A 24,249-nucleotide genomic window follows, 5' to 3' on the forward strand; every position below is an offset into this window, starting at 1 on the left:
AGCGGGCTTGCCCCGCGATGCTGTTGAACCCTAAGCCAGCCACGCGGCAAACTGCTCCTTGCAGTAATCGACAAACAGCTGCGCAGGCTTGGTCAGTTGCGCACGCTTGAGCCAGCCAGCCACCAGCGCCGATCCGGTGACATCTTCGGCAATCTCCACGCAGACCACCTCCTGGCCATCATAGGTGCTATGGCCATGGGGCTTGGTCACCAGCAGGGCAAAGCCAAAGCCCTGGCCCACCATGCCGCGCACCATCTCGATCGATGGCGAGCTGAAGACGATGTTGGGGCTCAGTTGCAGCTCTTCGAAAATACTCACGAAATAGGTTCGGCTGGGCTGCACGTCGAGGAGGATCATTGGCTCCAGGGCCAGGTCACGGATCGACACCTGGGCCTGCCCGGCAAAGCGATGGCCGGCCGGCACCAGCGCATAGGGGCGCTGCGGGGCGGTCAGGGCTTCGACTTCGATGGTGCTGTCCAAATCGTGCTCATAGAAGATCGCCAGGTCGAAACGCCCGCCGGTCAGGCCTTGCACCAGTTCCTGCTGTTCGCCGTCCTGCAGGCGGATCTCCACGCCCGGGAAGCGCTGGCGAAAGCCGGCGATCAGGCGCGGCAGGTAGAGCGGGGCGACGGTCTCGAAGCAGCCGATGTCGATCTGGCCACAGACCACGTCATTGTCGGCCAGGGCGTTCTGTTCGAACTCGCGGGCCATGCGCAGCAGTTCCTGGGCCTTGCGGTAGAAGCGTGCACCACTTGGGGTCAGTGAAACGCCCTGGGCGTGATGGCGGATGAACAGCTGTACGCCGAAGCTGTCTTCCAGGCCCTTGATCGCCGTGGAGATCGACGGCTGGGCGATGTACAGCTTGCGCGACGCCTCGGCGACGCTGCCGCATTCAACGGTGGTGACGAAGTACTTCAACTGACGCAAGGTATAGGACGCCACAGTGCACCTCTGGCTGATTATTTTGCTACACGATACCCCTTGATCAGCTGGGTGCTGCAGCGGATTTTACTTGCCACTGGGCATATTTTTGCGGGCCTGCCGTTGATCGCCTGGACGGCACTGCAGGCACTCAAAACACCTCGAAACTGTACGGTGCGCATACTTTTGCGCCGCTATTGCGAGGTAGTTGTCATGAGCCAGCCACGTCCCGAAAGTGATCCCCTCTGGAAGGATCCACTTAACAACCCGCAGCGCGAACATGACCCGGTCAGTGACCCCAACGTAGCAGATGACCGGCAACGGCGCGACCCGTCCCAGGACATCGAGCGCATGCCCGATGCCCCGTCGCTGGACGACCCCCTGCCCAAGCCTGATCAGCCCACCCCGCTGTCGGACGATCGCCGTTAATCGGCCGTGAGCTCCTGCACTTGCCAACGCACCGAGCTCACGCCTTTTTCCAGACTCACCCGGCTGACCAGGCGTTCAAGCTGGGTGGGCGCATCGGGGCTGCCCATCAGTTCGGCGCGCACTTCCAGCTTGGCCGGGTTGGCCAGGTCTTCACTGTGCAGCGACTGCAGGCGCAGACCGCCGTTGCCGAAGCTGTGCAGCATCAGGCTGCGCACCTGGATCTCGTCCTCGGCGCGACAGGTGATGCGCACTTCAAAGCGCTGCTCGGCCTCGTTGGCCGGCAGCACGTCCTGATGATTCAGGCGCTGGGCGATGTCGCGCAGCAGGATATTGGCGCACAGCACCACGCAACTGCCCAGCGCGGCCTCCAGCAGCAGGCCCAGGCTGCACAGCACGCCAACGGCCGCGGTGCACCAGAGCGTGGCGGCGGTGTTCAGGCCGCGCACGTTGAGGCCGTCGCGCATGATCACGCCACCGCCGAGAAAGCCGATGCCCGAGACCACATACGCGGCAACGCGCGAGGCATCGGTCGCGGCCATGCCCGGCACCGCCTGGGTCATCAGCACGAACAGGCAGGCGCCGGTGCTGACCAGCGCGTTGGTGCGCAGGCCGGTCAGGCGCTGACGCAGTTGACGCTCGGCGCCGATCAGCGCCCCGAGTACCAGCGCGACGGTGACGCGCAGCAGAAATACTTTCCAATCCATAGCAAACCTCGAATCCACGGCAATGCGCCGCTTTGGCATCGACCTCAAAGGTGATACTCGTGAACAAAGAGAATGCGCAGGGCCACGAACCTTCAACACCATTGAAGGTGCCAGGTGTGCGGGAGGGAGAATGAGGATTTGTCATCCGCAAGGGATGCGAATCGCCACTAACCGCCATGTTCGGCGTGCCAGTGGCAGAAGCAACCTGCTGAACTAGCGCGCCGTGTGGACCTGTCGCAATCGACCAGAGCTACTGTCCAATGCAGGACTCCTGTGTAGGCATGCAAAAATGCGGGCGAGAAACTAACCCTCGGGCCTGGCAGGGTCAAGGGTAAAAACATGACATTTGTTGTTTGATAGCGGTTTATCGTTCCGGATTTGCAACGCTCTGGGTCATATCGTGGTCTTTCCCTGGAGCGCTTCTATGGCTAGTGTTCGCTGAAAGGACTTTCGAGAGACCGGTGTGCAACCATTGATCAATTACTGGCGGCTGGTGCTGCATCCGGGGGCAGACACCCTGCGCTTCGCCCTGCGGACCATCGTCGCCTGCCTGTTGACCTTGTACCTGGCGTTCATCTTTGACCTGGACCAACCCAAGTGGTCGATCATGGCGGTGTTCATCGTCAGCCAGCCGCTGGGCGGCATGACCTTGCAACGCAGCTTCGCCCAGGTGCTCGGCACCACCCTCGGGGCGGCGGTGGCGGTGCTGATCATGGCGCTGTTCCCGCAGGCGCCGTTGCCGTTCATCATCACCCTGGCGCTGTGGCTGGCCCTGTGTACCGCCGGCGGTACCTTGTTGCGTTACACCAGCTCGCATGCCTTCGTGCTCAGTGGTTTTACCGCCGTGGTGGTGGCGATGCTGGCGATCCCCGAGCAGGACAACACCTTGATGCTGGCCATTACCCGGGTCACCGAAACCCTGCTGGCGGTGGCCTGTGTGTGTGCGGTCAGCCTGCTCAGTGCGCGGCCGCAGGCGGTGGCCACGGGGTACTTTGCCAAGATCGACAACCTGATCAAACTCATGGCCAGCCATGCTGCGGCGGCGATTCGCGGTGAGCAAAGCGCTGCCGAGTTCACCAAGCGGCAGATGCAGATCCTTGGTGAGATCAGCGCCCTGGAAGGCCTGCGCCGGCACCTGTACTTCGATGCGCCGCATTTGCGCGGGGCCAACGGCCTGGTGCAGCTATTGGGCAACCAGTTGGTGCTGCTCAGCTCGCGGCTGACGGTTTTGCGTAACCAGAAGCTGATGATCGCCGAGCGTTGGCAGGGCAGTTACCCGGAGTTCATCAGCCGCCTGCTGGCCGATGAGCTGGCCTTTCTCGACCAGTTGGCGCAGCAGGGCCGTGCCTTGCCGGCACCGGCCCGTGAGCATTTCAGTGCCCTGCAGCGGCGCTTCGACCAGGCCGCGCTGCAAGCCGAGCAGCTGCAAAGCGACCTGCCAACCCCATTGCGCTCGCTGGCCTGGGCCTTGCGCTGGGAGCAAGCGCGGTTGCTTGAACAGCTGGGGGAAATGCTCGAACTCAGCGATGCCATTCAGGAAGGCCGTGCCGGCGACTGCCTGTACCGCCAAGGGCGCACCAACCCTTTGCACCTGGACTGGCGCCTGGCGGCAATGAATGCCAGCCGCGCCTTTATCGCCCTGGTCGCTGCCGGGCTGATCTGGATCGAGACCGCCTGGGACGGCGCCCGCGCCGGAATGATCCTGGTAGGGATTCTGTGCTCGCTGATGGCGACCTTTCCGCGCCCGCTGATGGCCGCGCAGAACTACGCCCGTGGCCTGGGCCTGGCGCTGGTGGTGTCGGCGCTGTACCAGTTCTGGCTGATCCCGCAGGTGGTCGACTTCGAAATGCTCGCGCTGTTGCTGGTGCCGTTGCTCTATGTGGTGGCGGTAGGGTTGTCGGGGCCGATGACCGCGGGGATCGGCATGGGCCTGGGCCTGTCGAGCTTTTTGCTGTTCGGCCCGCAGAACATCGGCGCCTGGCAGAACACCGCGATGCAGTGGTTTGAATTCGCCGGTGCCTATGCCTGTGGCGCGGCGCTGTCATTGATGGTGTATGCGTGGATATTCCCGTTCAACCCGCAGTTGCGCATTGAACGGCTGTTTCGCGAAACCCGTGAACAGGTCTATGCCTTGCTCAAGGGCCCGACCTCGGATGAACGCCAGTTCGCCTTCGAAAGTCGCATGGTCGACCGCCTGACCCTGATTATCGGCCTGCTGCCGGCCACAACGGATGCGCGTTCGCGGGCGCTGTTCGAGGTCAACCTGGCGTGCATGGCCCTGGGCGTGGCCTTGCGCCAGTTGCAGGAGCAGGGCAGGGTCAACCCGTTGCTGCCGGAGGCAATGCGCACCCAGCTTGAGCAGGTGTTGCGCAATACTGGCCGGTACATTGCCGGGCGTACCGCGGTGGTGCTGCCAACCTTGCTGCAGACCCTGCAGGACCTGGGTGAGCGCCTCGACAACCTGCACGGCGAACAGCTGCAGGCGCCGGCCGAACAGCTACGCTCGCTGTTCCGGATCCGTGTGGCCTTGCTGGTGATCGCCGGTTTCTTGCGTCACTACAGCTCTTATCTTCAACCTGCAGATGAAGGAGCCCCGGCCCTTGCCCATTGATTTCGAGATTGGCGGCGTCTACCTGCCACCGATTGCCCAGGCGTTGCTGCTGGCTATACCGCTGTTGATTGCCGTGCTCTGGCTGCTGCAAAAGCTGGGGGTCATGCAGCGGGTCTGGCATCCGGCCCTGTTTGAAGGCGCGTTGTACGCCTGCCTGTGCGCGTTGATCATCCTGTACATGGGGAGCTGAACCTTGAACAAACTTGTCGCCCAGGTCTCGACCCTGGTTGTGGTGGTGCTGGCGCTGGTGCTCGGCTGGTTTGCCTGGGAGCATTACACCCGCGCGCCCTGGACCCGTGATGCACGGGTGCGCGCCGACGTGGTGACGCTGTCGGCGGATGTCGCCGGGCGTATCGTCAGCCTCAAGGTGGCGGACAACCAGCACGTCGACAAGGGCGAGCTGCTGCTGGAGATCGATCCCGAGCGTTATGCCCTGGCGGTTGAGCATGCCCGCCGCGCCATCGAGGTGGCGCGGGCCAGCGAAGGCCTGGCCCAGGCGGCGATCATCTCCAGCCAGGCCCTGCTCAAGCAGCGCCAGAGTGAGGAACAACGGCGGCGCACCTTGAAGCAGGGCTTTGCCATCTCCGGTGAAGAATGGGAAAAATCCAGTACCGACGTTGCTGTGGCCCAGGCCGAACTGATGCGTGGCCAGGCCAACCTGAGCCTGGCCAGCGCCAACGTGCAACTGGCCAGCGCCGCCCTGACCCAGGCGGAACTGGACCTGCAACGCACGCGCATCTATGCGCCGGTCAGCGGTTATGTGACCAACCTGCTGACCCGCCAGGGGGATTACGCCACCGCCGGCGGGCCGCTGCTGGCGCTGGTCGATAGCGGCTCGTTCCACATCAGTGGCTACTTCGAGGAAACCAAGCTGCCGCGCATTCATCAGGGCAGCAAGGTAGACATCGCATTGATGAGCGGCGAGCGCTTCCAGGGCTGGGTGCAGAGCATCGCTTACGCCATCACCGACCGCGAAAACGCCCCCGGTAACCGCCTGCTGGCTAATATCAACCCCAGTTACACCTGGGTGAAACTGGCCCAGCGCATCCCGGTGCGCATTGAAATCGACCCGGCTTATGCCGGCAAGGCCAACCTGCGCGCCGGTACCACGGCGACAGTGACGGTGCGCGAGTAGGGCCGAGGTGGTAGGCTTTGCGGCGTTTTTGCCAACTCACGCGAACCTGAGCGCATGATCCTCAACCTTGTTGTATTTCTCTGCACCCTGACGGCCATGGAGGGCATCGGCTATCTGGCGCATCGCTACATCATGCATGGCTGGGGCTGGTTCCTGCATCGCTCGCACCATGAACCGCATCTGGGGGCGCTGGAAACCAACGATGTCTACCTCCTGGCCTTGGCCCTGATCGCCTTTGCCCTGGTCGCGCTGGGCAGGGCCGGGCATGCGCCGCTGCAGTGGGTGGGGGCGGGGGTGGCAGCGTTCGGGGTGATCTATGTGATCGTCCATGACGGCATCGTTCACCGGCACTGGCCGTTCCGGCCACGGCCGCGCAACCGTTACCTCAAGCGCCTGTACCGCGCGCATATGCTGCATCATGCGTTGAAGGGGCGGGACAACAACGTGTCGTTCGGCTTTCTCTACGCGCCGCCGCTGCGCAGGTTGAGGCAGCAGCTGCGGGCGCGGCAGCGCGGCTGAGATTTTCGCCGGCAAGGCCGGCTCCCACAGGGGATCTGTGCACGCCGGACCTGCCAGCGATCGAGCGCAATTTCATACAAGATTCCCACAGCCCAGTAGCAGTAGGCTGGCCAGGTTCCCTCCTCAAGGCCACCTGCCATGTCCGTATCCCCTCATCAGCGCCTGGAACAACTGGGCATCATTCTCACGCCGCCCAGCCCACCGGCCGCCGCCTATCTGCCGTGGGTGCAGAGTGGCAACCTGCTGTTCATCTCCGGTCATATCGCCAAACACAATGGCGCCCCCTGGGTTGGCCAGCTCGGCCGCGAACTGGACACCGCCAGCGGGCACCTCGCCGCGCGCAGGGTCGGCCTCGACCTGCTCGCGACCTTGTTCGCCGCCACCGGCGACTTGAACCGCGTGGCCAAAGTGGTCAAGCTGCTATGCCTGGTCAACAGCTGCAGTGACTACACCCAGCAGCATCTGGTCGCCGATGGCTGCTCTGAATTGTTCGAAGAAGTCTTCGGCGAGCGCGGCAAGCATGCCCGCAGCGCTTTCGGGGCCAGCCAGATTCCGCTGGGCGCCTGTGTCGAAATAGAACTGATCGTTGAATTGACCAGTGGAGAAACCTTATGAGCCTGCACATCGAAACCCCGCTGGTGGCCTCACGCCCGTTGAGCCTGGCCAGCGGCCTGGACATCTGGCTGAAGCTCGATGCGCTGCAGCCGTCCGGCTCGTTCAAGTTGCGTGGCATCGGTGCCGCCTGTGAAGCCTATGCCAAGCAGGGCAAGCGCCGCTTCGTGTCGTCGTCGGGCGGCAATGCCGGCATCGCCGTGGCTGTTGCCGGGCGCATTCTGGGCCTGCCGGTGACGGTAGTGGTGCCAGAGACCACCACCGAGCGGGCCAAGCAACTGATTCGCCAGGAACAGGCCGAGGTGATCGTGCACGGCAAGGCCTGGCACGAGGCCAATGCCCTGGCGCTGTCGCTGATGGGCGAGGACGACGCCTATATCCATCCGTTCGATGACCCGCTGCTGTGGCAGGGCCATGCGACCATGATCGACGAAGTCGCCGCCACCGGTTTCAAGCCCGATGCCGTGGTGGTCGCAGTCGGTGGCGGCGGCTTGCTGTCCGGCGTCTGTGAAGGCTTGGCGCGCAACGGCTGGGGCCAGGTGCCGGTGTTTGCCGTCGAGACCGCCGGCGCCGCCTCGCTGGCAGCCTGCATGGCGCGCAAGCAACTGGTGGCGCTCGATAGCATCAATACCGTTGCGACCTCGCTGGCGGCCAAACAGGTGTGCCAGCGGGCGTTCGAGTGGAGCCAGCAGCGACCGGTGTACAGCCATGTGGTCAGTGATCAGGCGGCGCTGGAGGCCTGCGAGCAGTTCCTGCTGGACCAACGCATCCTGGTCGAGCCCGCCTGCGGTGCAGCCCTGGCCCTGGCATATGCGCCAACGGCAGCACTCAAGCAGCACCAGAAAGTGCTGGTGATCGTCTGTGGTGGCGTGACCGCGACCCTCGACCAGATCCGCCAATGGCGGGCGGCCTGCTAGTTGGATAGCGTCGTCCACCAGGCCCCCGGGCATCCAGGCGTGCGCCTGATCGATGCCCGCTACCAGCAATTTGCCTTTCCCCGGCATTTTCACCTGGAGTACCACATCGGCCTGATCGTCACCGGCCAGCAGCGTTACGCCGCCGGCGGCACGCGCCAGCTGGCCGGGGCAGGGGACATCCTGCTGATGGCGCCGGAGCATGTGCACGATGGCGCCAGTGCCGATGACCAAGGCTACAGTATCCGCATCCTGACCCTGGACCCTGCCTGGCTGGCCGAGGTCAGCCGTGACTTGAGCGACGGCCGCCAGGGCCTGCCCAGTCTCAATGCCTTGCAGCTGCGCCACCCGCAACTGCAGCAGCTGCTCGACGGCCTGCACCGGCAACGCGACCCGCTGGCGTTCCAGAGCCAGCTATGGGAGGCCCTGGCACTGTTGCTCGGGCTGGGTTCGACGCTCAAGGTCGGCGAACACGGCCAGGGTTTCGATCCGCTGCGTTGGCGGCAACTGCGTGATTGGCTGGAGTCGCGCCTGGACCTGCCGCCAAGCCTGGAAGAGATGGCCGCCTTCACCGGCCTCAGCCCCTGGCAACTGCTGCGCCGCTTTCGCAACCATTGCGGCCTGCCGCCGCAGCAATGGCTGACCCAGCTGCGCCTGGAGCGGGCCCTGCCCAGGGTACTGGCCGGCCAGCCGTTAAGTGCCATCGCCCTGGACCTGGGCTTCTACGACCAGGCCCATTTCAGCCGGCTGTTCCGCCGCACCTATGGCGCGCCACCCCGCGGCCTGGCGCAGGGCAAAAGCGTCGGCAGGCTGGCGCACGCTGAAGGGTAGGCTTCGCGGTCAATCGCGAGTCAAGTCGGGGCGCTGCTGCGCCGCTCCTGCCGTCAGGGGCTCATGCCCGCGGCTCACCCACCAGCCAAACCCAGCTGCGGTAAAGAACATGATCAAACTGTAAATCGCCGCCGGTATCGCCATGGTCGAGTTGTTCAGCAGGGTAGGGCTCAGCGCCAGGGCAATCGCCAAGGTGCCGTTGTGAATGCCGATCTCCATGCCGATGGCAATCGCCTGACGTTTGGGGATTTTCAGCAGGCGCGGCAACCAGTAGCCGATGCTCAGGCTCAACAGGTTGAACAACAGCGCGGCGCCACCTACCACCGGGGCATAGTCGACGACGGTCTGCCAGTCCTTGACCATCGCCAGGACAATCGTAAATACCAGAAACAGTGCGGCAATAATTTTCATCGGCCGCTCCATGCGCGTTGCAAATCCCGGCGCCAGATAGCGAATCAGCATCCCCAGGGCCACCGGCACCAGGACGATGGCAAATACCTGCAGCACCTTGGCAAACTGCAGCGGGATGGCCTGGTCGGCGGCCATGAAGTGCGCCAGCGACAGGTTGACCAGCAGCGGCATGGTCAGGATCGCGATCAGCGAGTTGACCGCCGTCAGGGTCACGTTCAAGGCCACATCACCATGGGCCAGGTGGCTGAACAGGTTGGCAGTGGTGCCGCCCGGCGAGGCCGCCAGCAGCATCAGCCCGACCGCCAGCGCAGGCGCCAGGCCAAAGCCCTTGGCGATCAGAAAGCAGATCAACGGCAGCAGCAGGATCTGGCAGGCCAGGCCAATCAGCACGGGCCTGGGGAACTTCACCACCCGGGCAAAATCGGCCAGGGTCAGGGTCAGCCCCAGACCGAGCATGATGAAGCCCAGGGCAATGGGCAGGAAGGCACTGAGCAAGGGCGATGCAGTCATGGCATAGACTCTTAAAAGGGGCGATGTACGCCAGTGTAGGAAAGGATTTCAATATCCATTACTTATCTTGCGGTTTATGCCCACCAGACAGTAGCATCGCCGCTTTTACCCCAGGACCCGATTCCCGATGCAGTTTCAGCCAGGCATTCTCGCCGCCCCCGTTCCCGCCCAGGCCCGCCACCTGTTTTTCACCTTGCACTCGCCAGCTGCGCTGCCGGGCGTGCTCGATGCGCTGCAGCAACAGGTCGATGGCAGCCGTGTGGTGGCCGGTTTCGGTGCGCCGCTGGTGCAGGCCCTGGGCCGCAGCATCGACGGCCTGCGCGAGTTTCCACGCCTGACTGCGGCGGTCGACAATCCCTGCACCCAGCACCACCTGTGGCTGTGGCTGCGCGGTGAAGACCGCGGTGACCTGTGGCTGCTCAGCCAGGACCTGGAACAACTGCTGGCCGCGGCGTTCACCCTGGCCGAGGCCACCGATGCCTTCCGCCACAAGAGCGGCCATGACCTGACCGGCTATGAAGACGGCACCGAGAACCCGGTGCAAGACGCCGCCATCGACGCCGCCATCCGCTCCAGCGACGTGCCGGGCCTGAACGGCTCGAGCTTTGCCGCCTTCCAGCTGTGGCGCCATGACCTGAATTGTTTCAAGGCATTGCCGCAAGCCGAGCAGGACGACATCATCGGCCGCCGCAAGGCCGACAACGAAGAACTCGACGATGCGCCGCAGTCGGCTCACGTCAAGCGCACCGCCCAGGAAAGCTTCGCGCCTGAGGCCTTTATCGTCCGTCGCTCGATGCCTTGGGCAGACGATCGTGGCGCGGGCCTGGCCTTCCTCGCCTTCGGCCACTCCTTCGATGCCTTCGAAGTGCAGCTGCGACGCATGAGCGGCCTGGAAGACGGCGTGGTCGACGCCCTGTACCGCTTCAGCCGGCCGCTCACCGGCGGCTACTACTGGTGCCCGCCACTGGGCGAGCATGGCCTGGACTTGAGTGCTTTGCTCACGGGTTGAACACCCCTCCTTAAGGATGAAAGCATGACAATGACTGTCGCTTGCGCTCAAACCGTTGCCATTGCCCGGGACATTACGGGCAATGTGCAGCGTCATCTGCAGATGATGCAGTTGGCCGCCGAACAGGGCGTGCAGTTTCTGTTGTTCCCGGAACTGTCGCTGACCGGCTATGAGCTCGATGCCGCGTCCGACCTGGCCCTGGGCACGGACGACCCGCTGCTCGAGCCATTGCGCACCCTGGCCCGTCAACAGGCTATGTACAGCGTGGTCGGCGCGCCGGTGCGTGTGCCCGGCAGCGGCCACGTGCTGCTGGCGGCGCTGATCTTTCGCCCCGACGGCAGTGTCGGTCTGTACAGCAAGCAGCATCTGCATCCTGGCGAGGACCTGGTGTTCAGCCCCGGCAGCGGTGGTGATCTGCTGCCAATGGGGGGCCAACGGCTGGCCCTGGCCATCTGCGCCGATGCCATGCAGCCCGGCCACCCGGTTCATGCTGCCAGGCTCGGTGCGGACATCTATGCGGCGGGGATGCTGATTTCCCACAGGGGCATCGTTGCCGAGAGCCAGCAGATGGCCGGTTATGCCGTCGAACACCAGATGATGGTGATGCTTGCCAACCATGGCGGCGAGACGGGTGGCTGGCAAGCGGCGGGGCAGAGTGCGATCTGGGCCAGGGATGGCGCACTGATCTGCAAGGCGGATGGGGCTGGGGAGTGCCTGGTGGTGGCTCGGCAGGACGGTGCCGGCGCGTGGGAAGGGACTGTGATCGGGCAGTAGATCGATTGCGGGTCAAGCCCGTTCCCACAGTAGATAGGTGTACGCCGGACCTGTGGGAGCTGGCTTGCCAGCGATGAGGCCAGTCCAGCCAGCCCATCAGGTGTTGCCTGGATTACGACCGCTGCGCGCTCGATCGCGGGCAAGTCCCGCTCCCGCAATAGCAGGCCAAGCTGAATGTAAGAAAATTTTACGGACTTTTTACGAAGGCCCGTTACGCAGAAAGAGATACTGCCCTGGCATTTCTTCGAGACGTCTGACCGTGAGCCAAGCCGCAACCTCCGCAAACGCCCATTCCCCCGTAAAAACTTCGTCACTTAGCCTGTTGATCGCCGCCGCCGGCGTGGTCTATGGCGATATCGGCACCAGCCCGTTGTACACCCTCAAGGAGGTCTTCGCCGGCCATTATGGCGTGCAGGCCAACCATGACGGGGTGCTCGGCATCCTCTCGCTGGTGTTCTGGTCGCTGATCTGGGTGGTGACCATCAAGTACGTGCTGTTCGTGCTGCGCGCCGACAACCAGGGCGAAGGCGGGATCATGGCCCTGACCGCCCTGGCGCGGCGGGCTGCTGCGCCGTACCCGCGCTTGAGCCGGGTGCTGGTGCTGCTCGGGCTGTTTGGCGCGGCCTTGTTCTACGGCGACAGCATGATCACCCCGGCGATTTCCGTGCTGTCGGCGGTGGAGGGGTTGCAACTGGCCTTTGACGGCATCGACCACTGGGTGGTGCCCCTGGCGGTGGTGGTGCTGGTGGCGCTGTTTCTGATCCAGAAGCATGGCACCGCACGCATCGGTATCATTTTTGGCCCGGTCATGGTGCTGTGGTTCAGCGTGCTGGGCGCGCTGGGGGTGTACGGCATCGTCCAGCGCCCGGAAGTGCTGCTGGCGATGAACCCGGCCTGGGCGGTGAACTTCTTTATCGTCCACCCGGGCATGGGCGTGGCGATTCTTGGCGCAGTGGTGCTGGCCCTGACCGGTGCCGAGGCGCTGTATGCCGACATGGGCCACTTTGGCCGCAAGCCGATTGCCCGCGCCTGGATCCTGCTGGTGCTGCCGGGGCTGGTACTCAACTATTTCGGCCAGGGCGCGCTGATCCTCGGCAACCCCGAGGCGGTACGCAACCCGTTCTACCTGCTGGCTCCGGACTGGGCGCTGGTGCCGATGATCGCCCTGGCCACCCTGGCGACCATCATTGCCTCCCAGGCGGTGATCTCCGGCGCCTTCTCGCTGACCCGCCAGGCGATTCAACTGGGTTACGTGCCGCGCATGTTCATCCAGCACACCTCCAGCCAGGAACAGGGGCAGATCTACATCGGTACGGTGAACTGGGCGTTGATGGTCGGCGTGGTGTTGCTGGTGATCGGCTTCGAGTCGTCCGGCGCACTGGCGGCGGCCTATGGCGTGGCGGTGACCGGCACCATGCTGATTACCACCTTGCTGTCCTCGGCGGTGGTCTTGTTGCTGTGGAAGGCGCCGCGCTGGCTGGCGGTGCCGTTGTTGCTGGGCTTCTTGCTGGTCGACAGCCTGTACTTTGCCGCCAACGCACCGAAGATCTTCCAGGGCGGCGCGTTTCCGGTGATCGCCGGTACTGCCTTGTTCATCCTCATGACCACTTGGAAGCGCGGGCGCAAGATCATCGTCGAGCGCCTGGACGAGTCGGCCTTGCCGCTGCCGCTGTTCATCAGCAGCATCGCCGCGCAACCGCCGCACCGGGTGCGGGGTACTGCCGTGTTCCTCACCGCTCGGGCCGATGCCGTGCCCCATGCGTTGCTGCATAACTTGCTGCACAACCAGGTGCTGCATGAGCGGGTGGTGCTGCTCACCGTGGTCTCCCAGGACCGCCCGCGGGTACCGGCGGCGCAGCGCTTCGAAGTGCAGGGTTTTGGCGAAGGCTTTTATCGGGTCAACCTCAACTTCGGCTTCATCGAGGAGCCCGACGTACCGGCCGCGCTGCAACTGTGCCACCTCGAAGAGCTGGACTTCAGCCCGATGGTCACCACCTACTTCCTCAGCCGCGAGACGGTGATCCCGACCAAGCGCATCGGCATGGCGCGTTGGCGTGAGGCGCTGTTTGCGTTCCTGCTCAAGAACGCCAACAGCAACCTCAAGTACTTCAACCTGCCGCTTAACCGGGTGATCGAACTGGGCACCCAGGTCGAGATGTAACCCAGGCGCTACGCCGCGGCCGGTGTGGCAACCGGGGCGGCGTTGCGCACCTGTCGTTGCAGGCGACTGGCGACGGCAAAACCGATCAGAGCCAGCAGCATCATGGCGATGAACACATAGTTGTAGCCTTGCTGGCCCGGGAAGTGGTCAAGGATTGCACCGTAGCCGACATAGGCGAACATCCCCGGCGCATAGCCGATCAGGCAACCGATGCCGAAAGCGGAACCTGTAATGTGCGGGGCGATGCCGACTTCGCCCATCGGTGCCCAGAACACCCCGCGCATGGAAAACACGATAAAGGCGAACGACAGCGTCGCGGCCATGCCGGCATAGATGAAGCCCGGGCTCTTGGGGACCAGGAGGATGATCGCCATCATCGGCAGCAGTGCCAGGAACGCCCATTTCAGGTAGCGGCTGGGGCTCTTGAAGTGTTTGTCGGCGATGAAACCGCCCGCCGGCCCGCCGAAGATCTTCAGCATGTACTGGTTGATGATGCCGTAGGCACCGACCAGCGCCAGCGGCAGGCCATAGACTTCCTTCAGGTATGGGATGAAATAGGTCAGGCCGCAGTAGACGATGTAAACCATGAACACGTTGAAGCTGACCAGCCAGATAGCCGGGACCTTGATGGCTTGCATGAGGTTGGCCAGCGGGTTCTTGGCGCTGGTCTGGGCTGGCGCCTGATTGCCTTTGAGCAAAAACCAGGTCAGCACGCCGGCGGCGATATCGATCAAGGCGTAGAACAGGATCGCCGCTTTCAGGCCATGTTCGCCGCTGCCCAGGGCAATGAACACGCCCAGCGCGGAAAACGCCACCAGCGTATCGACGACCCCCCGGCCACCTTCCAGCAGGCCGAACATGCGCCCTTGTTCCTGGTCGTTGCCCAGGCCGCGAATGGCCTTGAGCAGCGCTGGCCAGTAGATGCAGTCGGCACAGACCGCGAGCAGGCAGAACACCACCATCAGGCTGCTGAACGGCGGGAAGGTGGCCAGGTAGAGGCCCAGGGCGCCGGTGCCGATCAGGCCCAGCGGGATCAGCTTGCGGGTATCGTAACGGTCGGCCAGCATGCCGCCGACCACGAACAACCCGGTGGCGATGATGGCGTTGGCGCTGAGCAGCAAGCCGATTTGCGTATGCGAAAGCCCCATGAAGTCCTGCATGGGGACGTAGAACGCGTCCTTGAGGTTGGCCAGCTTGTAGACGGTGCCGCCACCGAGGATCAGGACCAGGAATTTGAACCATTTGGCCTTGTCGTGCGCTGTCATTTTCTTATTCTCCAGGCGTGTTTGGTTGTGGCGTTCAAGGGGTGGCGCAGCTGGCCAGGGTCAGCTCGGCGAGGGTGCGCAGCTCGGCCAGCAGGGTTTTCACGTAGCTGACCTGGTTGTTGGCCCAGCGCTGCTCACCGGCCAGCATCTGTTCGAGGGTGAAGCCGGCGGGCAGGGGCGTGTCACTCATTTCCCGGTAGGCAATGAACGGATCGGCCGGCTCGTTGTGTTGACGGAAGGCCGGGGCGATGTAGTGGTTCTCCTGTTCGAGGATGAAGGCGATCACTTGCGCCTGCCGGTCCCCGAGCATCAGCAGCTCGAACAGCATGCGCGCGCCGGGCAGCTCGTCCTCGGCGCTGCCCTGAAGCACACCGTAGTGGCCAAAACCCTGGTCTTCGGCCACCACCCGTACGCCCTTGAGGTGGCTCTGGCGAATATGCGGGGCGAGGTTGCGCAGGGCCTGCAGCGGTTGCTCGCAGGCATTGATCATGTTGCCGAAATCGAACAGGGCATTGAGGCGCGGATGGTTGGCCTGGCGCAGCAGCTGGGCAATTTCATCGCTCTTGAGCTCCTCGTGCTGCTCGAAGTCGAAGTGCAGGTCGTGGGCATCGGCTTGGTGGGCCAGGTACAGCAGGTCGCCACCGATCTGGTCCATCACCTGCGACAGCAGGCCTTCATAGCGCGAGTACACGCGAATGTTGCGGCTGCCGATGACCTTGGCCACGGCAACCACCGCATCGACGTCGGCCTTGCGCGTGCTGCTGATCTCCAGGTGCACGTCCAGTTGCAGGGCCCGGGCCTTTTCAGCAAAGGCGCACAATTGCGTCGTGTTCATTTGCGCCAGGCTGTTGTGCTCACCGTCGAGCATGTGCAGGCTCAGGCCGGCCAGTTCATGGCGATAGGCGAAGTCGAGCAGGTCGAACGGGGTGACGCGCCCGTGGGTGAGGTTGGTCAGTAGCGGGTAGGCGTGGGCAAACAGTCGCGCCTGGTCGAGGCGTTCAAGCAGGCGGGTGGCCAGCTCGCGGGTCAGCAGGGGTGCGTCAGCACCTTGCGCATTGTGGTTCAGCAACGTAGCGAAGCGTTTTTGTATTGTGTTCATTCGAGTCGTTCCTGGTGCGGGCACCGGTTTACCGGCGCGTTCTTTATCGCGCCGCCGAGGAACACTCGATAGATCCATTACCAATCAATTGATAAGGCCACTGCTCAGACCGGGTGGCCAATCGCCCTGAGGGCCTGCACCAGCGCCTCGACCTTGGCCTCGGCCTGATCCTGGGGCGTGCCGGCAAAGCCGAGCAGCAGCGCCGGTGGCAAGTAGCGCGTGAGGCAGTAGTCACTCAAGGCGTAGGTATGCACGCCATGCCCGGCCAACTGCCGGGCCAGTGCCTGGTCATCCAGCTGCGGCGGGAGCCAGGCAATCAGGTGCATGCCGGCTTCGACCGGGGCAACCTGCAAAAAGCCGCCCAGGCGCCGTTGCAGCACCTCCAGCAAGCACTGCTGGCGGGCCTGGTACAACGTCCGCATGCGGCGGATATGGCCAATGAAGTGGCCTTCACTCATGAAGTCGGCGGTCACTGCCTGCAACAGGGTCGGCGGGCTGCGGTCGAGCACCGCGCGCAAGGTGCAGAACGGTTCGACCAGTGCCGGGGGCAGAATCACGTAACCCAGGCGCAGGGAAGGGAACAGCACCTTGCTGAAGGTGCCGACGTAGATCACCCGGTCGCCTCGGTCCATGGCGTACAGCGCCGGCAATTGCCGGCCGCGGTAGCGCAGTTCGCTGTCGCAGTCGTCTTCGATGATCCAGCTGCCACTGGCCGCCGCCCAGTCAATCAGTTCCAGGCGCCGGTTGTGGCTGAGGGTCATACCCAGCGGGTGTTGCCGTGACGGGGTGGTGAACACCAGGCGCGCCTCGGGGCATTCGTCAATGGCGTGTTGCACATCGAGGCCCTGATCGTCGATGGGGACGGGCACCACCCGGCAGCCATGGGCCTGAAAGGCGATACGCGCGGCGATATGACCAGGGTCTTCCATCCATACCGGCTCGTCCGGGTTGAGCAGCAGCATCGCCAGCAGGTTGAAGGCCTGCTGCGCGCCGGAGACGATCACCACTTGCTCGGCGTTGCAGTCGATACCGCGGGCGTCGAAAACGTACTCGGCAATCGCCTGGCGCAGCGTCTGCAAGCCCTGCAGTTCGCCATAACCGAGCATGGCCTTGCTCGGTTTCTGCCCGTGGCGGTTGAGCAGACGCTTCCACAACGTCTGGGGAAAGGCCTCGAAAGCGCCATGACTGGGCAGGAACGAGGTCGGTGTATCGGCGCCGCAGTGGGCGTAGGACACCCCGCGAAAATGATCGCTGCGCAGCGACAGCATCGACTGGCTCAGCTCCGAGAGCTTGGGTGGCGCGGGAGCTTGCAGCTCGGCACCGGCGCTGCGCTGCCACTCGTCACTGACATAGGTGCCAGCGCCGGTACGCGACACCAGGAAGCCCTCGGCAATCAACTGGTCGAAGGCGTTGAGCAGGGTAATGCGCGAGAGCTGCAATTCCTGGCTCAGGGTCCGCGTCGATGGCAAGCGAATGCCGCCTTGCAGGCGACCGGTGAGGATCTGCTTGCGGATCTGCAGGTACAGCTGGCGGTAAAGCGGCGTCGCGCTGTCACGGTCCAGTTCAATACCCGAGAACAATAAACCGGCGGGGGACTTCATCAAGGGCTCGCAGGCACGGAGGAGGGCCTGGCTATGCTACGAGAAAGCCCGCCAGGCAGCCAGCCCACGGGGTTTTGTCATCAAATGAAAACAGCCTGTCGTCCGATGCGAAGCACCCGGCAAGCGTTGGGCATAGAGTCCAGTCAACAAGAATTGACGCACTGCGTCAGGATGACTGGAGTGACATGCATGGCCAAAGTCGTACGCTTCTATGAAACCGGTGGCCCCGAGGTTCTGCGCTATGAGGATGCCGAGGTCGGCGAACCGGGCCCGGGGCAAGTTCGCCTGCGCCAGGTGGCGGTGGGCCTGAACTACGCTGACACCTATTTTCGCAACGGCACCTACCCGATCGCGCTGCCCAACGGCATGGGCGTGGAAGCCTCCGGGGTGGTACAGGCGGTCGGCGAGGGCGTGACCCAGGTCGCGGTCGGCGACCGGGTGACCTATACCGGCTTTCTCAACACCCTCGGCGCCTACTGCACCGAGCGCCTGATCCCGGCGGCGGCGCTGATCAAGCTGCCGGAAACCATCGCCTTCGAAACCGCGGCGGCGATGACCATGCGCGGCCTGACCTCGGCCTACCTGATGCGCCGCCTGTACGACTTCAAGCCCGGTGACACGATTTTGCTCCACGCTGCCGCCGGTGGCGTGGGCCTGATCGTTTCCCAGTGGGCGCGCCTGCTCGGCCTGACGGTGATCGGCACCGTGTCCACCGAGGCCAAGGCCGAAGTGGCCCGCGCCCATGGTTGCAGCCACACCATCAACTACAGCCATGAAGACGTGGCCAAGCGCGTGCGCGAGCTCACCGACGGCGTTGGCGTCAACGTGGTGTTCGACAGCGTCGGCAAGAGCACCTTCATGGCCTCGCTGGACTCGCTCAAGCGCCGCGGCCTGATGGTCTGCGTCGGCACCGCCTCGGGCAGCATCACGCCGTTCGACCCGCAGATCCTGGCGATCAAAGGCTCGTTGCAGCTGACCCGTCCGGCGCTGGCCGACTACATCGCAGATCCGGCCGAGAAGGCCGACCTTGCCGGCGAGCTGTTCGAGCATGTCAGCAGCGGGCGGATCAAGATCGAGATCAACCAGCACTATGCGTTGCAGGACGCGGTCCAGGCCCACCGTGACCTGGAAGCACGCAAGACCACCGGTTCGTCGATCTTCGTCATCTGAAGAGGGCAACAGCATGCACATCGAACAACTGACCTGCGCCATCGGTGCCGAAGTCATCGGGGTCAACCTGGCAGATGCGATTCATGATGACGACCTGTTCGAGCAACTGCGTGCGCAGTTGCTCAAGCACCGGGTGCTGTTCTTGCGCGACCAGAACATCACGCGCGCCGAGCACGTGGCCTTTGCCAGTCGCTTCGGCGAGCTGGAGGACCACCCGGTGGCCGGCAGCGACCCCGAGCACCCGGGCCTGGTACAGATCTACAAGCGCCCGGACCAGCCGGCCGATCGCTACGAAAACGCCTGGCACACCGACGCCACCTGGCGCGAGGCACCGCCCATGGGCTGCGTGTTGCGCTGCCTGGAATGCCCGCCGGTAGGCGGCGACACTATGTGGGCGAATATGGTGCTGGCTTACCAGAACCTGCCAGAGGAGGTGAAGGTCAAGATCGAGGGCCTGCGTGCCCGGCACAGCATCGAGGCCAGTTTTGGCGCCGCCATGACGCTGGAAAAACGCCTGGCGCTCAAGGCGCAGTTCCCCGATGCCGAGCACCCGGTGGTGCGCACCCACCCGCAAACGGGCGAGCAGGTGCTGTTCGTCAACGCCTTCACCACCCACTTCAGCAACTACCACACGCCGCAGCGGGTGCGTTTCGGCCAGGATGCCAACCCCGGTGCCAGCGATCTGCTGCGCTACCTGATCAGCCAGGCCTACCTGCCCGAATACCAGGTGCGCTGGCGCTGGAAACCCAACAGCGTGGCGATCTGGGATAACCGCAGCACCCAGCACTACGCGGTGATGGACTACCCGCCTTGTCACCGCAAGATGGAGCGCGCCGGAATCAAGGGCGATCGCACCTTCTGAGCGCCTGCAACACCCCAGGACAATAACAAGACCGAGGACTACAGCATGCAATTCTTCGACGATTCGTTGCACCCGGAAAACATGGAAAAAGTGGTGATCACCGTGGCCCCGTACGGCCCGGAATGGATGCCCGAGGACTTTCCCGAAGACATTCCGCTGACCATGGACGAACAGGTGCAAAAGGCGGTCGATTGCTATGAGGCCGGTGCCACTGTGCTCCACCTGCACGTGCGCGAACTGGACGGCAAGGGCTCCAAGCGCCTGTCGAAATTCAACGAACTGATTGCCGGCGTGCGCGAGGCGGTGCCGCAGATGATCATCCAGGTTGGCGGCTCGATCTCGTTCGCCCCGGAAAGCGATGGCGAGGCGGCCAAGTGGCTGTCCGACGACACCCGGCACATGCTCGCGGAGCTGACGCCCAAGCCCGACCAGGTCACCGTGGCGATCAACACCACGCAGATGAACATCATGGAGTTGCTGTACCCGCAGTACCTGGAAGGCACCTCCCTGGCCCATCCGGCGATCCAGGCCGCCTACAGCGAAATGACCGTACCGGCCGGTCCCGCCTGGGTGCGCGAACACCTGCGCCGTTTGCAGGCGAGCGGTATCCAGCCGCATTTCCAGCTGACCGGCATGCACGCCCTGGAAACCCTCGAACGCATTGTGCGCAAGGGTGACTACATGGGCCCGCTGAACCTGACCTGGATCGGCATTGGCGGCGGTTTCGACGGGCCCAACCCGTTCAACTTCTTCAACTTCATTCACCGGGCGCCCAACGGCTGCACGCTGACCGCCGAATCGTTGCTGAAAAACGTCCTGCCGTTCAACACCATGGCCCTGGCCATGGGCTTGCACCCGCGTTGCGGCAACGAAGACACCATCATCGACCAGCACGGCAAGCGCTTCGGTTCGGTGCAGCAGATCCAGCAGACCGTGCGCGTGGCCCATGAACTGGGCCGCGAGATCGCCAACGGCAAGGAGGCGCGGGCCATCTACCGCATTGGCGAGCAGTACAGCAGCATCGAGCAGACCCTCAAAGCCAACGGCATGGCGCCCAACCGCCAGCCAGGCCAGAAAGGTGTGCCGCAGCGCGCCTGATTGGACAGGTCCGGCACGCTTGTGCGAGCCGGGCCGCCGATCCGCAGCGCTGTCCGTCGGGCTTTTCAGCTTTTCAATAAAAACAAGAACAAGACTCACGCCAGACAACCACAGGAGGCAGCATGGCCGCCTATCTTGCCAATGCCACAGACGATGGCGCCGACACTTCACGGGGCATTCCACGGCGTTATGCCTGGATTGTCTTCGCCTTGACCTTCGGCCTGCTGATTTCCGACTACATGTCGCGGCAGGTGCTCAACGCCGTATTCCCGCTGCTCAAGGCCGAATGGGCCCTGAGCGACAGCCAGTTGGGCCTGCTCAGCGGCATTGTCGCGCTGATGGTCGGGCTGCTGACTTTCCCCTTGTCGCTGCTGGCCGACCGCTTCGGGCGGATCCGCAGCCTGGTGCTGATGGCCGTGCTCTGGAGCCTGGCAACCCTCGGCTGCGCCCTGGCCGACAACTACCCGCAAATGTTTGCCGCACGCTTTCTGGTCGGCGTCGGAGAGGCCGCCTACGGCAGCGTCGGCATCGCCGTGGTGGTGTCGGTGTTCCCCCGTGACATGCGCGCCACCCTGGCCGGAGCCTTCATGGCCGGCGGCATGTTCGGCTCGGTGCTGGGCATGGCCCTGGGCGGCTTGATGGCCCAGCACTTCGGCTGGCGCTGGGCGTTTGCCGGCATGGCCTTGTTCGGCCTGTTGCTGGCATTGCTGTACCCGCTGATCGTCAAGGAGGCAAAGATCGCTCCCCAGCGTGTGCAGGCTGCCGCCGACAAGGTCAGCCGGCCACTGCATACCCTGTACGGCAGCCGTTCGGTGATCGCCGCCTATGTCGGCAGCGGTTTGCAGTTGTTCGTCGGCGGCACGGTGATCGTCTGGATGCCCAGCTACCTGAACCGCTACTACGCCATGAGCACCGACCAGGCCGGGGTGGTGGCCGCCATCATCGTGCTGTGCAGCGGCATCGGCATGATCCTCTGCGCCATGCTTTGCGACCGCCTGGGCCGCCAGCGTCCGGACCGCAAGATCAGCCTGGCCATCGGCTATTGCCTGGGCAGTTGCCTGTTGCTGTCGCTGGCCTTCGCGCTGCCGTCGGGCACCGCGCAACTGGTGCTGATCTGCCTGGGGATGATGGTTGCCGCCGGCACCAACGGGCCGTCCAGCGCCATGGTCGCCAACCTGACTCATTACTCGGTGCACGGCACGGCGTTCGCCACCCTGACCCTGGCCAACAACCTGCTTGGCCTGGCGACCGGGCCGCTGATCACCGGCCGGGTGTCCGACCTGATCGGCCTGCATGGCGCCTTCCAGCTGGTGCCGTTGATCAGCATCGGCGCCGCGGCGGTGTTCTTCATCGCCAAGCGGCATTACCACCATGACATGGCCCGCCTGGACAACCCGCACGCGGTTGAGCCTGGTGCGGCCCGGGAGTTGAAACCGTGAAGCACGTGCTGTCGATCGAAGTGTTCTTCGACTTTATCTGCCCCTGGTGCCTGATCGGCCAGGCTCATCTGCAACGGGCCCTTGAGCAGTTGCGGCGCGAGCAGCCGGAAGTTGAGGTGAGTCTGCACTGGCGCGGGGTGCAACTGCTGCCGCAGATGGCCAGGACCGGCCAGCCGTTCGAGGCGTTCTACCGCAAGCGCCTGGGCAGTGATGAGGCAGTACGCCTGCGCCAGGCGCAGGTGCGCGCCGCCGCCGAGGCGGCAGGGGTGGATATCGATTTTTCCCGTATCAGTCGCATGCCCAATACCGCCGACGCCCACCGCTTGCTGCAGCGCGCCGTGGCGCTGGGCTCGCCGGAACAGGCCCAAGCCCTGCTGGCCAGGCTGTTTGCCGCCTACTTTCAGCAGGGCAAGGACCTGGGCGATCCGATTACCTTGCTGCACATCGCCCGCGCCTGTGGCCTGGAGCCGGCCCAGGTTGCCGATTGCCTGCGCGGCGATGCCAGCCCGTTCATTGGCGCCAATGACCGCGCCGCCGATGGCGTGCCGTGTTTCCGTTTCAATCAGCGCCTGCGGGTGTCGGGCGCGCAGCCGGTCGCGGTGCTGCTGCAGGCCATGGGCGACGCCCTGGAAGAGGCGGCCCCGGCATGAGCCTGCGCTATCCGGTACCGGCCGACAAAGTGCCGGCGCGTGGCGGGCGGGTGCTGCTCGAATGGCAAGGCAGGAGCGTGGCGCTGTTCAACGTCGCTGACACCTTTTACGCCATCGACGACAGTTGCCCGCACCAGGGCGCCTCGCTGTGCGGCGGGCGCCTGGACGGGCGGGTGATCCAGTGCTGCGCCCATGGCCTGCGCTTTGATCTGGCCAGCGGCTACTTGCTCAACTCCAATCAACTCAAGGTTGCCAGCTACCCGGTCGAGCGCCAGGGCGAGCAACTGTTCATCGTTTTAGCGTGCAAGGAACCGGGCCAATGAGCGTGATCGCAATTACCGCCGTCAATCTTCGAGCCCGGGAACTGGCGCCGGGCTTTATCGTCAGCCTGATCGCCGCGGCGGCGGCCAGCTTTCTCAGTGAGCACTATGATGCCCCGGTGATGCTGTTTGCCTTGTTGCTGGGCATGGCCCTGAACTTTCTTGCGGCCGATGGCCGTTGCAAGGCCGGGATTGAATTTACCGCGCGCACGGTGTTGCGCCTGGGGGTGGCGCTGCTGGGCATGCGCATTACCCTGAGCCAGATCGCCAGCCTGGGCTGGAAACCGGTGGCGCTGGTGGTGATCTTGGTGGTGGTGACCATCCTGGTTTCAGTAGTGGCCGCCCGTGCCCTGGGCTTTCAGCGCTTGTTCGGCATGCTTACCGGCGGTGCCACGGCGATCTGCGGTGCATCGGCGGCCCTGGCCCTGGCCGCGGCCTTGCCCCAGCATCCGCAGAAAGAGCGCGCCACCTTGTTTACCGTGATCGGCGTGTCAGCACTGTCGACCCTGGCGATGATCGTCTACCCGATGATTGCCGGCTGGCTGCAGTTGTCGCCGCAGCAGGCCGGGGTGTTTCTCGGCGCGACCATTCATGATGTGGCGCAGGTGGTGGGCGCGGGGTACAGCATGTCTACCGAGACCGGGGATGTGGCCACCGTGGTCAAGCTGATGCGCGTGGGCATGTTGCTGCCGGTGATTGTCTGTGCGGCGATGATCACCCGCCGCGCCGGCGGCGATGCCAGTGGGCAGCGACCGCCATTGTTACCGTGGTTTGCCGTCGGTTTCGTGTTGCTGGCCTGCATCAACAGTACCGGCTGGGTGTCGGCGGCCGTGCAGGGCGGGGTCAATGACCTGTCGCGCTGGTGCCTGGTGGTGGCGATCAGTGCCCTGGGCATGAAGACTCAGCTCAAGGAGCTGGCGGCGGTGGGCCTCAAGCCGATTGCGCTGATGGTCGGGGAGACGGTGTTTCTGGTGTTGCTGGTGCTGGCGTTGATGCACTGGGGGTTGTAGACGGTTGCCCACAACCGTTCTGCATGCTCCGCGAACCTGTGGGAGCTGGCTTGCCAGCGATGGTAGTCCAGGCAGCGCCTGATGTGCCGGCTGAACTGGCCTCATCGCTGGCAAGCCAGCTCCCACAATGTATCTGTGTACGCCGAACCTGCAGGAGCGGGCTAGACCCGCGATCGAGCGCGCAGCGGTCGTAG

24 protein-coding genes are annotated in these 24,249 nt (G+C 64.2%); 18 read left to right on the plus strand and 6 right to left on the minus strand.

The features are described from left to right. Positions 1 to 30: 30 nt before the first annotated feature. Positions 31 to 942: a LysR substrate-binding domain-containing protein gene (locus tag UW3_RS0123080; RefSeq protein ID WP_010226047.1), complete on the minus strand. Its 912-nt coding sequence runs from the start codon at positions 940 to 942 to the stop codon at positions 31 to 33. Between the two features lie 192 nt (positions 943 to 1,134). On the opposite strand from UW3_RS0123080, the gene UW3_RS0123085 reads away from it, so the two are divergent. Next, positions 1,135 to 1,350: a hypothetical protein gene (locus tag UW3_RS0123085; protein WP_010226049.1), complete on the plus strand. Its 216-nt coding sequence runs from the start codon at positions 1,135 to 1,137 to the stop codon at positions 1,348 to 1,350. On the opposite strand, the gene UW3_RS0123090 is transcribed toward UW3_RS0123085, so the two are convergent. Beyond that, on the minus strand, positions 1,347 to 2,054 hold the full coding sequence (locus tag UW3_RS0123090) for an MgtC/SapB family protein (protein WP_010226050.1): 708 nt from the start codon (positions 2,052 to 2,054) through the stop codon (positions 1,347 to 1,349). The two genes, UW3_RS0123085 and UW3_RS0123090, sit on opposite strands and share 4 nt — an antisense overlap. Before the next feature lie 463 nt (positions 2,055 to 2,517). On the opposite strand from UW3_RS0123090, the gene UW3_RS0123095 reads away from it, so the two are divergent. From UW3_RS0123095 to UW3_RS27540, 7 genes are all read left to right on the plus strand, one after another. Continuing rightward, positions 2,518 to 4,665 (plus strand): FUSC family protein, encoded by a 2,148-nt coding sequence (locus UW3_RS0123095; protein WP_010226051.1) that lies wholly within the window; start codon positions 2,518 to 2,520, stop codon positions 4,663 to 4,665. Beyond that, the gene (locus UW3_RS0123100; protein ID WP_010226052.1) at positions 4,655 to 4,855 is read left to right on the plus strand and encodes a DUF1656 domain-containing protein; all 201 of its coding nucleotides are present in this window, start codon (positions 4,655 to 4,657) and stop codon (positions 4,853 to 4,855) included. The genes UW3_RS0123095 and UW3_RS0123100 overlap by 11 nt, the downstream gene beginning before the upstream one ends. A 3-nt stretch (positions 4,856 to 4,858) precedes the next feature. Next, positions 4,859 to 5,800 carry an HlyD family secretion protein gene (locus UW3_RS0123105; RefSeq protein ID WP_010226053.1) on the plus strand — a complete coding sequence of 314 codons (942 nt, stop codon included), beginning with the start codon at positions 4,859 to 4,861 and terminating at the stop codon, positions 5,798 to 5,800. Between the two features lie 54 nt (positions 5,801 to 5,854). Continuing rightward, positions 5,855 to 6,319 carry a sterol desaturase family protein gene (locus tag UW3_RS0123110; RefSeq protein WP_010226054.1) on the plus strand — a complete coding sequence of 155 codons (465 nt, stop codon included), beginning with the start codon at positions 5,855 to 5,857 and terminating at the stop codon, positions 6,317 to 6,319. A gap of 138 nt (positions 6,320 to 6,457) precedes the next feature. Further along, positions 6,458 to 6,934, plus strand: a complete 477-nt coding sequence (locus tag UW3_RS0123115) for a RidA family protein (protein WP_010226055.1) — start codon at positions 6,458 to 6,460, stop codon at positions 6,932 to 6,934. Continuing rightward, positions 6,931 to 7,848, plus strand: a complete 918-nt coding sequence (locus tag UW3_RS0123120; RefSeq protein ID WP_010226056.1) for a pyridoxal-phosphate dependent enzyme — start codon at positions 6,931 to 6,933, stop codon at positions 7,846 to 7,848. The genes UW3_RS0123115 and UW3_RS0123120 overlap by 4 nt, the downstream gene beginning before the upstream one ends. Then, the gene (locus tag UW3_RS27540; RefSeq protein ID WP_036996168.1) at positions 7,849 to 8,676 is read left to right on the plus strand and encodes an AraC family transcriptional regulator; all 828 of its coding nucleotides are present in this window, start codon (positions 7,849 to 7,851) and stop codon (positions 8,674 to 8,676) included. Positions 8,677 to 8,685: 9 nt separating this feature from the next. Here the strand turns inward: UW3_RS27540 and UW3_RS0123130 are convergent, their stop codons facing one another. Beyond that, on the minus strand, positions 8,686 to 9,597 hold the full coding sequence (locus tag UW3_RS0123130; RefSeq protein WP_010226060.1) for a bile acid:sodium symporter family protein: 912 nt from the start codon (positions 9,595 to 9,597) through the stop codon (positions 8,686 to 8,688). A gap of 127 nt (positions 9,598 to 9,724) precedes the next feature. On the opposite strand from UW3_RS0123130, the gene UW3_RS0123135 reads away from it, so the two are divergent. The 3 genes from UW3_RS0123135 to UW3_RS0123145 all read left to right on the plus strand — a co-directional run bounded on the left by UW3_RS0123135 (position 9,725) and on the right by UW3_RS0123145 (position 13,541). Beyond that, positions 9,725 to 10,606: a Dyp-type peroxidase gene (locus tag UW3_RS0123135; protein WP_010226062.1), complete on the plus strand. Its 882-nt coding sequence runs from the start codon at positions 9,725 to 9,727 to the stop codon at positions 10,604 to 10,606. Between the two features lie 24 nt (positions 10,607 to 10,630). Next, positions 10,631 to 11,380, plus strand: a complete 750-nt coding sequence (locus UW3_RS0123140; RefSeq protein ID WP_026001480.1) for a carbon-nitrogen hydrolase family protein — start codon at positions 10,631 to 10,633, stop codon at positions 11,378 to 11,380. 259 nt (positions 11,381 to 11,639) lie between these two features. Continuing rightward, complete coding sequence (locus UW3_RS0123145) at positions 11,640 to 13,541, plus strand: potassium transporter Kup (RefSeq protein WP_010226065.1); 1,902 nt, start codon at positions 11,640 to 11,642, stop codon at positions 13,539 to 13,541. A gap of 8 nt (positions 13,542 to 13,549) precedes the next feature. Here UW3_RS0123145 and UW3_RS0123150 read toward each other — a convergent pair whose 3' ends face one another. The 3 genes from UW3_RS0123150 to pdxR all read right to left on the minus strand — a co-directional run bounded on the left by UW3_RS0123150 (position 13,550) and on the right by pdxR (position 17,506). Beyond that, positions 13,550 to 14,806: an MFS transporter gene (locus UW3_RS0123150; RefSeq protein ID WP_010226067.1), complete on the minus strand. Its 1,257-nt coding sequence runs from the start codon at positions 14,804 to 14,806 to the stop codon at positions 13,550 to 13,552. A 34-nt stretch (positions 14,807 to 14,840) separates the two neighbouring features. Continuing rightward, complete coding sequence (locus UW3_RS0123155) at positions 14,841 to 15,905, minus strand: apurinic/apyrimidinic endonuclease family protein (protein ID WP_010226069.1); 1,065 nt, start codon at positions 15,903 to 15,905, stop codon at positions 14,841 to 14,843. Positions 15,906 to 16,009: 104 nt separating this feature from the next. After that, the gene (pdxR, locus tag UW3_RS0123160; protein WP_026001481.1) at positions 16,010 to 17,506 is read right to left on the minus strand and encodes a MocR-like pyridoxine biosynthesis transcription factor PdxR; all 1,497 of its coding nucleotides are present in this window, start codon (positions 17,504 to 17,506) and stop codon (positions 16,010 to 16,012) included. Between the two features lie 189 nt (positions 17,507 to 17,695). On the opposite strand from pdxR, the gene UW3_RS0123165 reads away from it, so the two are divergent. The 7 genes from UW3_RS0123165 to UW3_RS0123195 all read left to right on the plus strand — a co-directional run bounded on the left by UW3_RS0123165 (position 17,696) and on the right by UW3_RS0123195 (position 24,055). After that, positions 17,696 to 18,676 (plus strand): quinone oxidoreductase family protein, encoded by a 981-nt coding sequence (locus UW3_RS0123165; protein ID WP_010226073.1) that lies wholly within the window; start codon positions 17,696 to 17,698, stop codon positions 18,674 to 18,676. A 13-nt stretch (positions 18,677 to 18,689) separates the two neighbouring features. Next, a complete protein-coding gene (locus UW3_RS0123170; RefSeq protein ID WP_010226075.1) occupies positions 18,690 to 19,538 on the plus strand; it encodes a TauD/TfdA dioxygenase family protein in 849 nt (282 codons plus the stop codon). A gap of 45 nt (positions 19,539 to 19,583) precedes the next feature. Further along, entirely contained in the window at positions 19,584 to 20,636 is a 1,053-nt protein-coding gene (locus tag UW3_RS0123175) for a beta-keto acid cleavage family enzyme (protein ID WP_010226077.1), read from the plus strand. A gap of 122 nt (positions 20,637 to 20,758) precedes the next feature. Continuing rightward, positions 20,759 to 22,075: an MFS transporter gene (locus UW3_RS0123180; RefSeq protein WP_010226079.1), complete on the plus strand. Its 1,317-nt coding sequence runs from the start codon at positions 20,759 to 20,761 to the stop codon at positions 22,073 to 22,075. Then, complete coding sequence (locus UW3_RS0123185; RefSeq protein ID WP_010226081.1) at positions 22,072 to 22,725, plus strand: DsbA family oxidoreductase; 654 nt, start codon at positions 22,072 to 22,074, stop codon at positions 22,723 to 22,725. Before UW3_RS0123180 ends, UW3_RS0123185 begins: the two co-directional genes overlap by 4 nt. Then, a complete protein-coding gene (locus UW3_RS0123190; protein ID WP_010226083.1) occupies positions 22,722 to 23,048 on the plus strand; it encodes a Rieske (2Fe-2S) protein in 327 nt (108 codons plus the stop codon). Before UW3_RS0123185 ends, UW3_RS0123190 begins: the two co-directional genes overlap by 4 nt. Next, complete coding sequence (locus UW3_RS0123195) at positions 23,045 to 24,055, plus strand: YeiH family protein (protein ID WP_010226085.1); 1,011 nt, start codon at positions 23,045 to 23,047, stop codon at positions 24,053 to 24,055. The genes UW3_RS0123190 and UW3_RS0123195 overlap by 4 nt, the downstream gene beginning before the upstream one ends. The last annotated feature ends 194 nt before the right edge of the window (positions 24,056 to 24,249 follow it).

It is taken from the genome of Pseudomonas donghuensis (assembly GCF_000259195.1).
GTDB lineage: Bacteria > Pseudomonadota > Gammaproteobacteria > Pseudomonadales > Pseudomonadaceae > Aquipseudomonas > Aquipseudomonas donghuensis.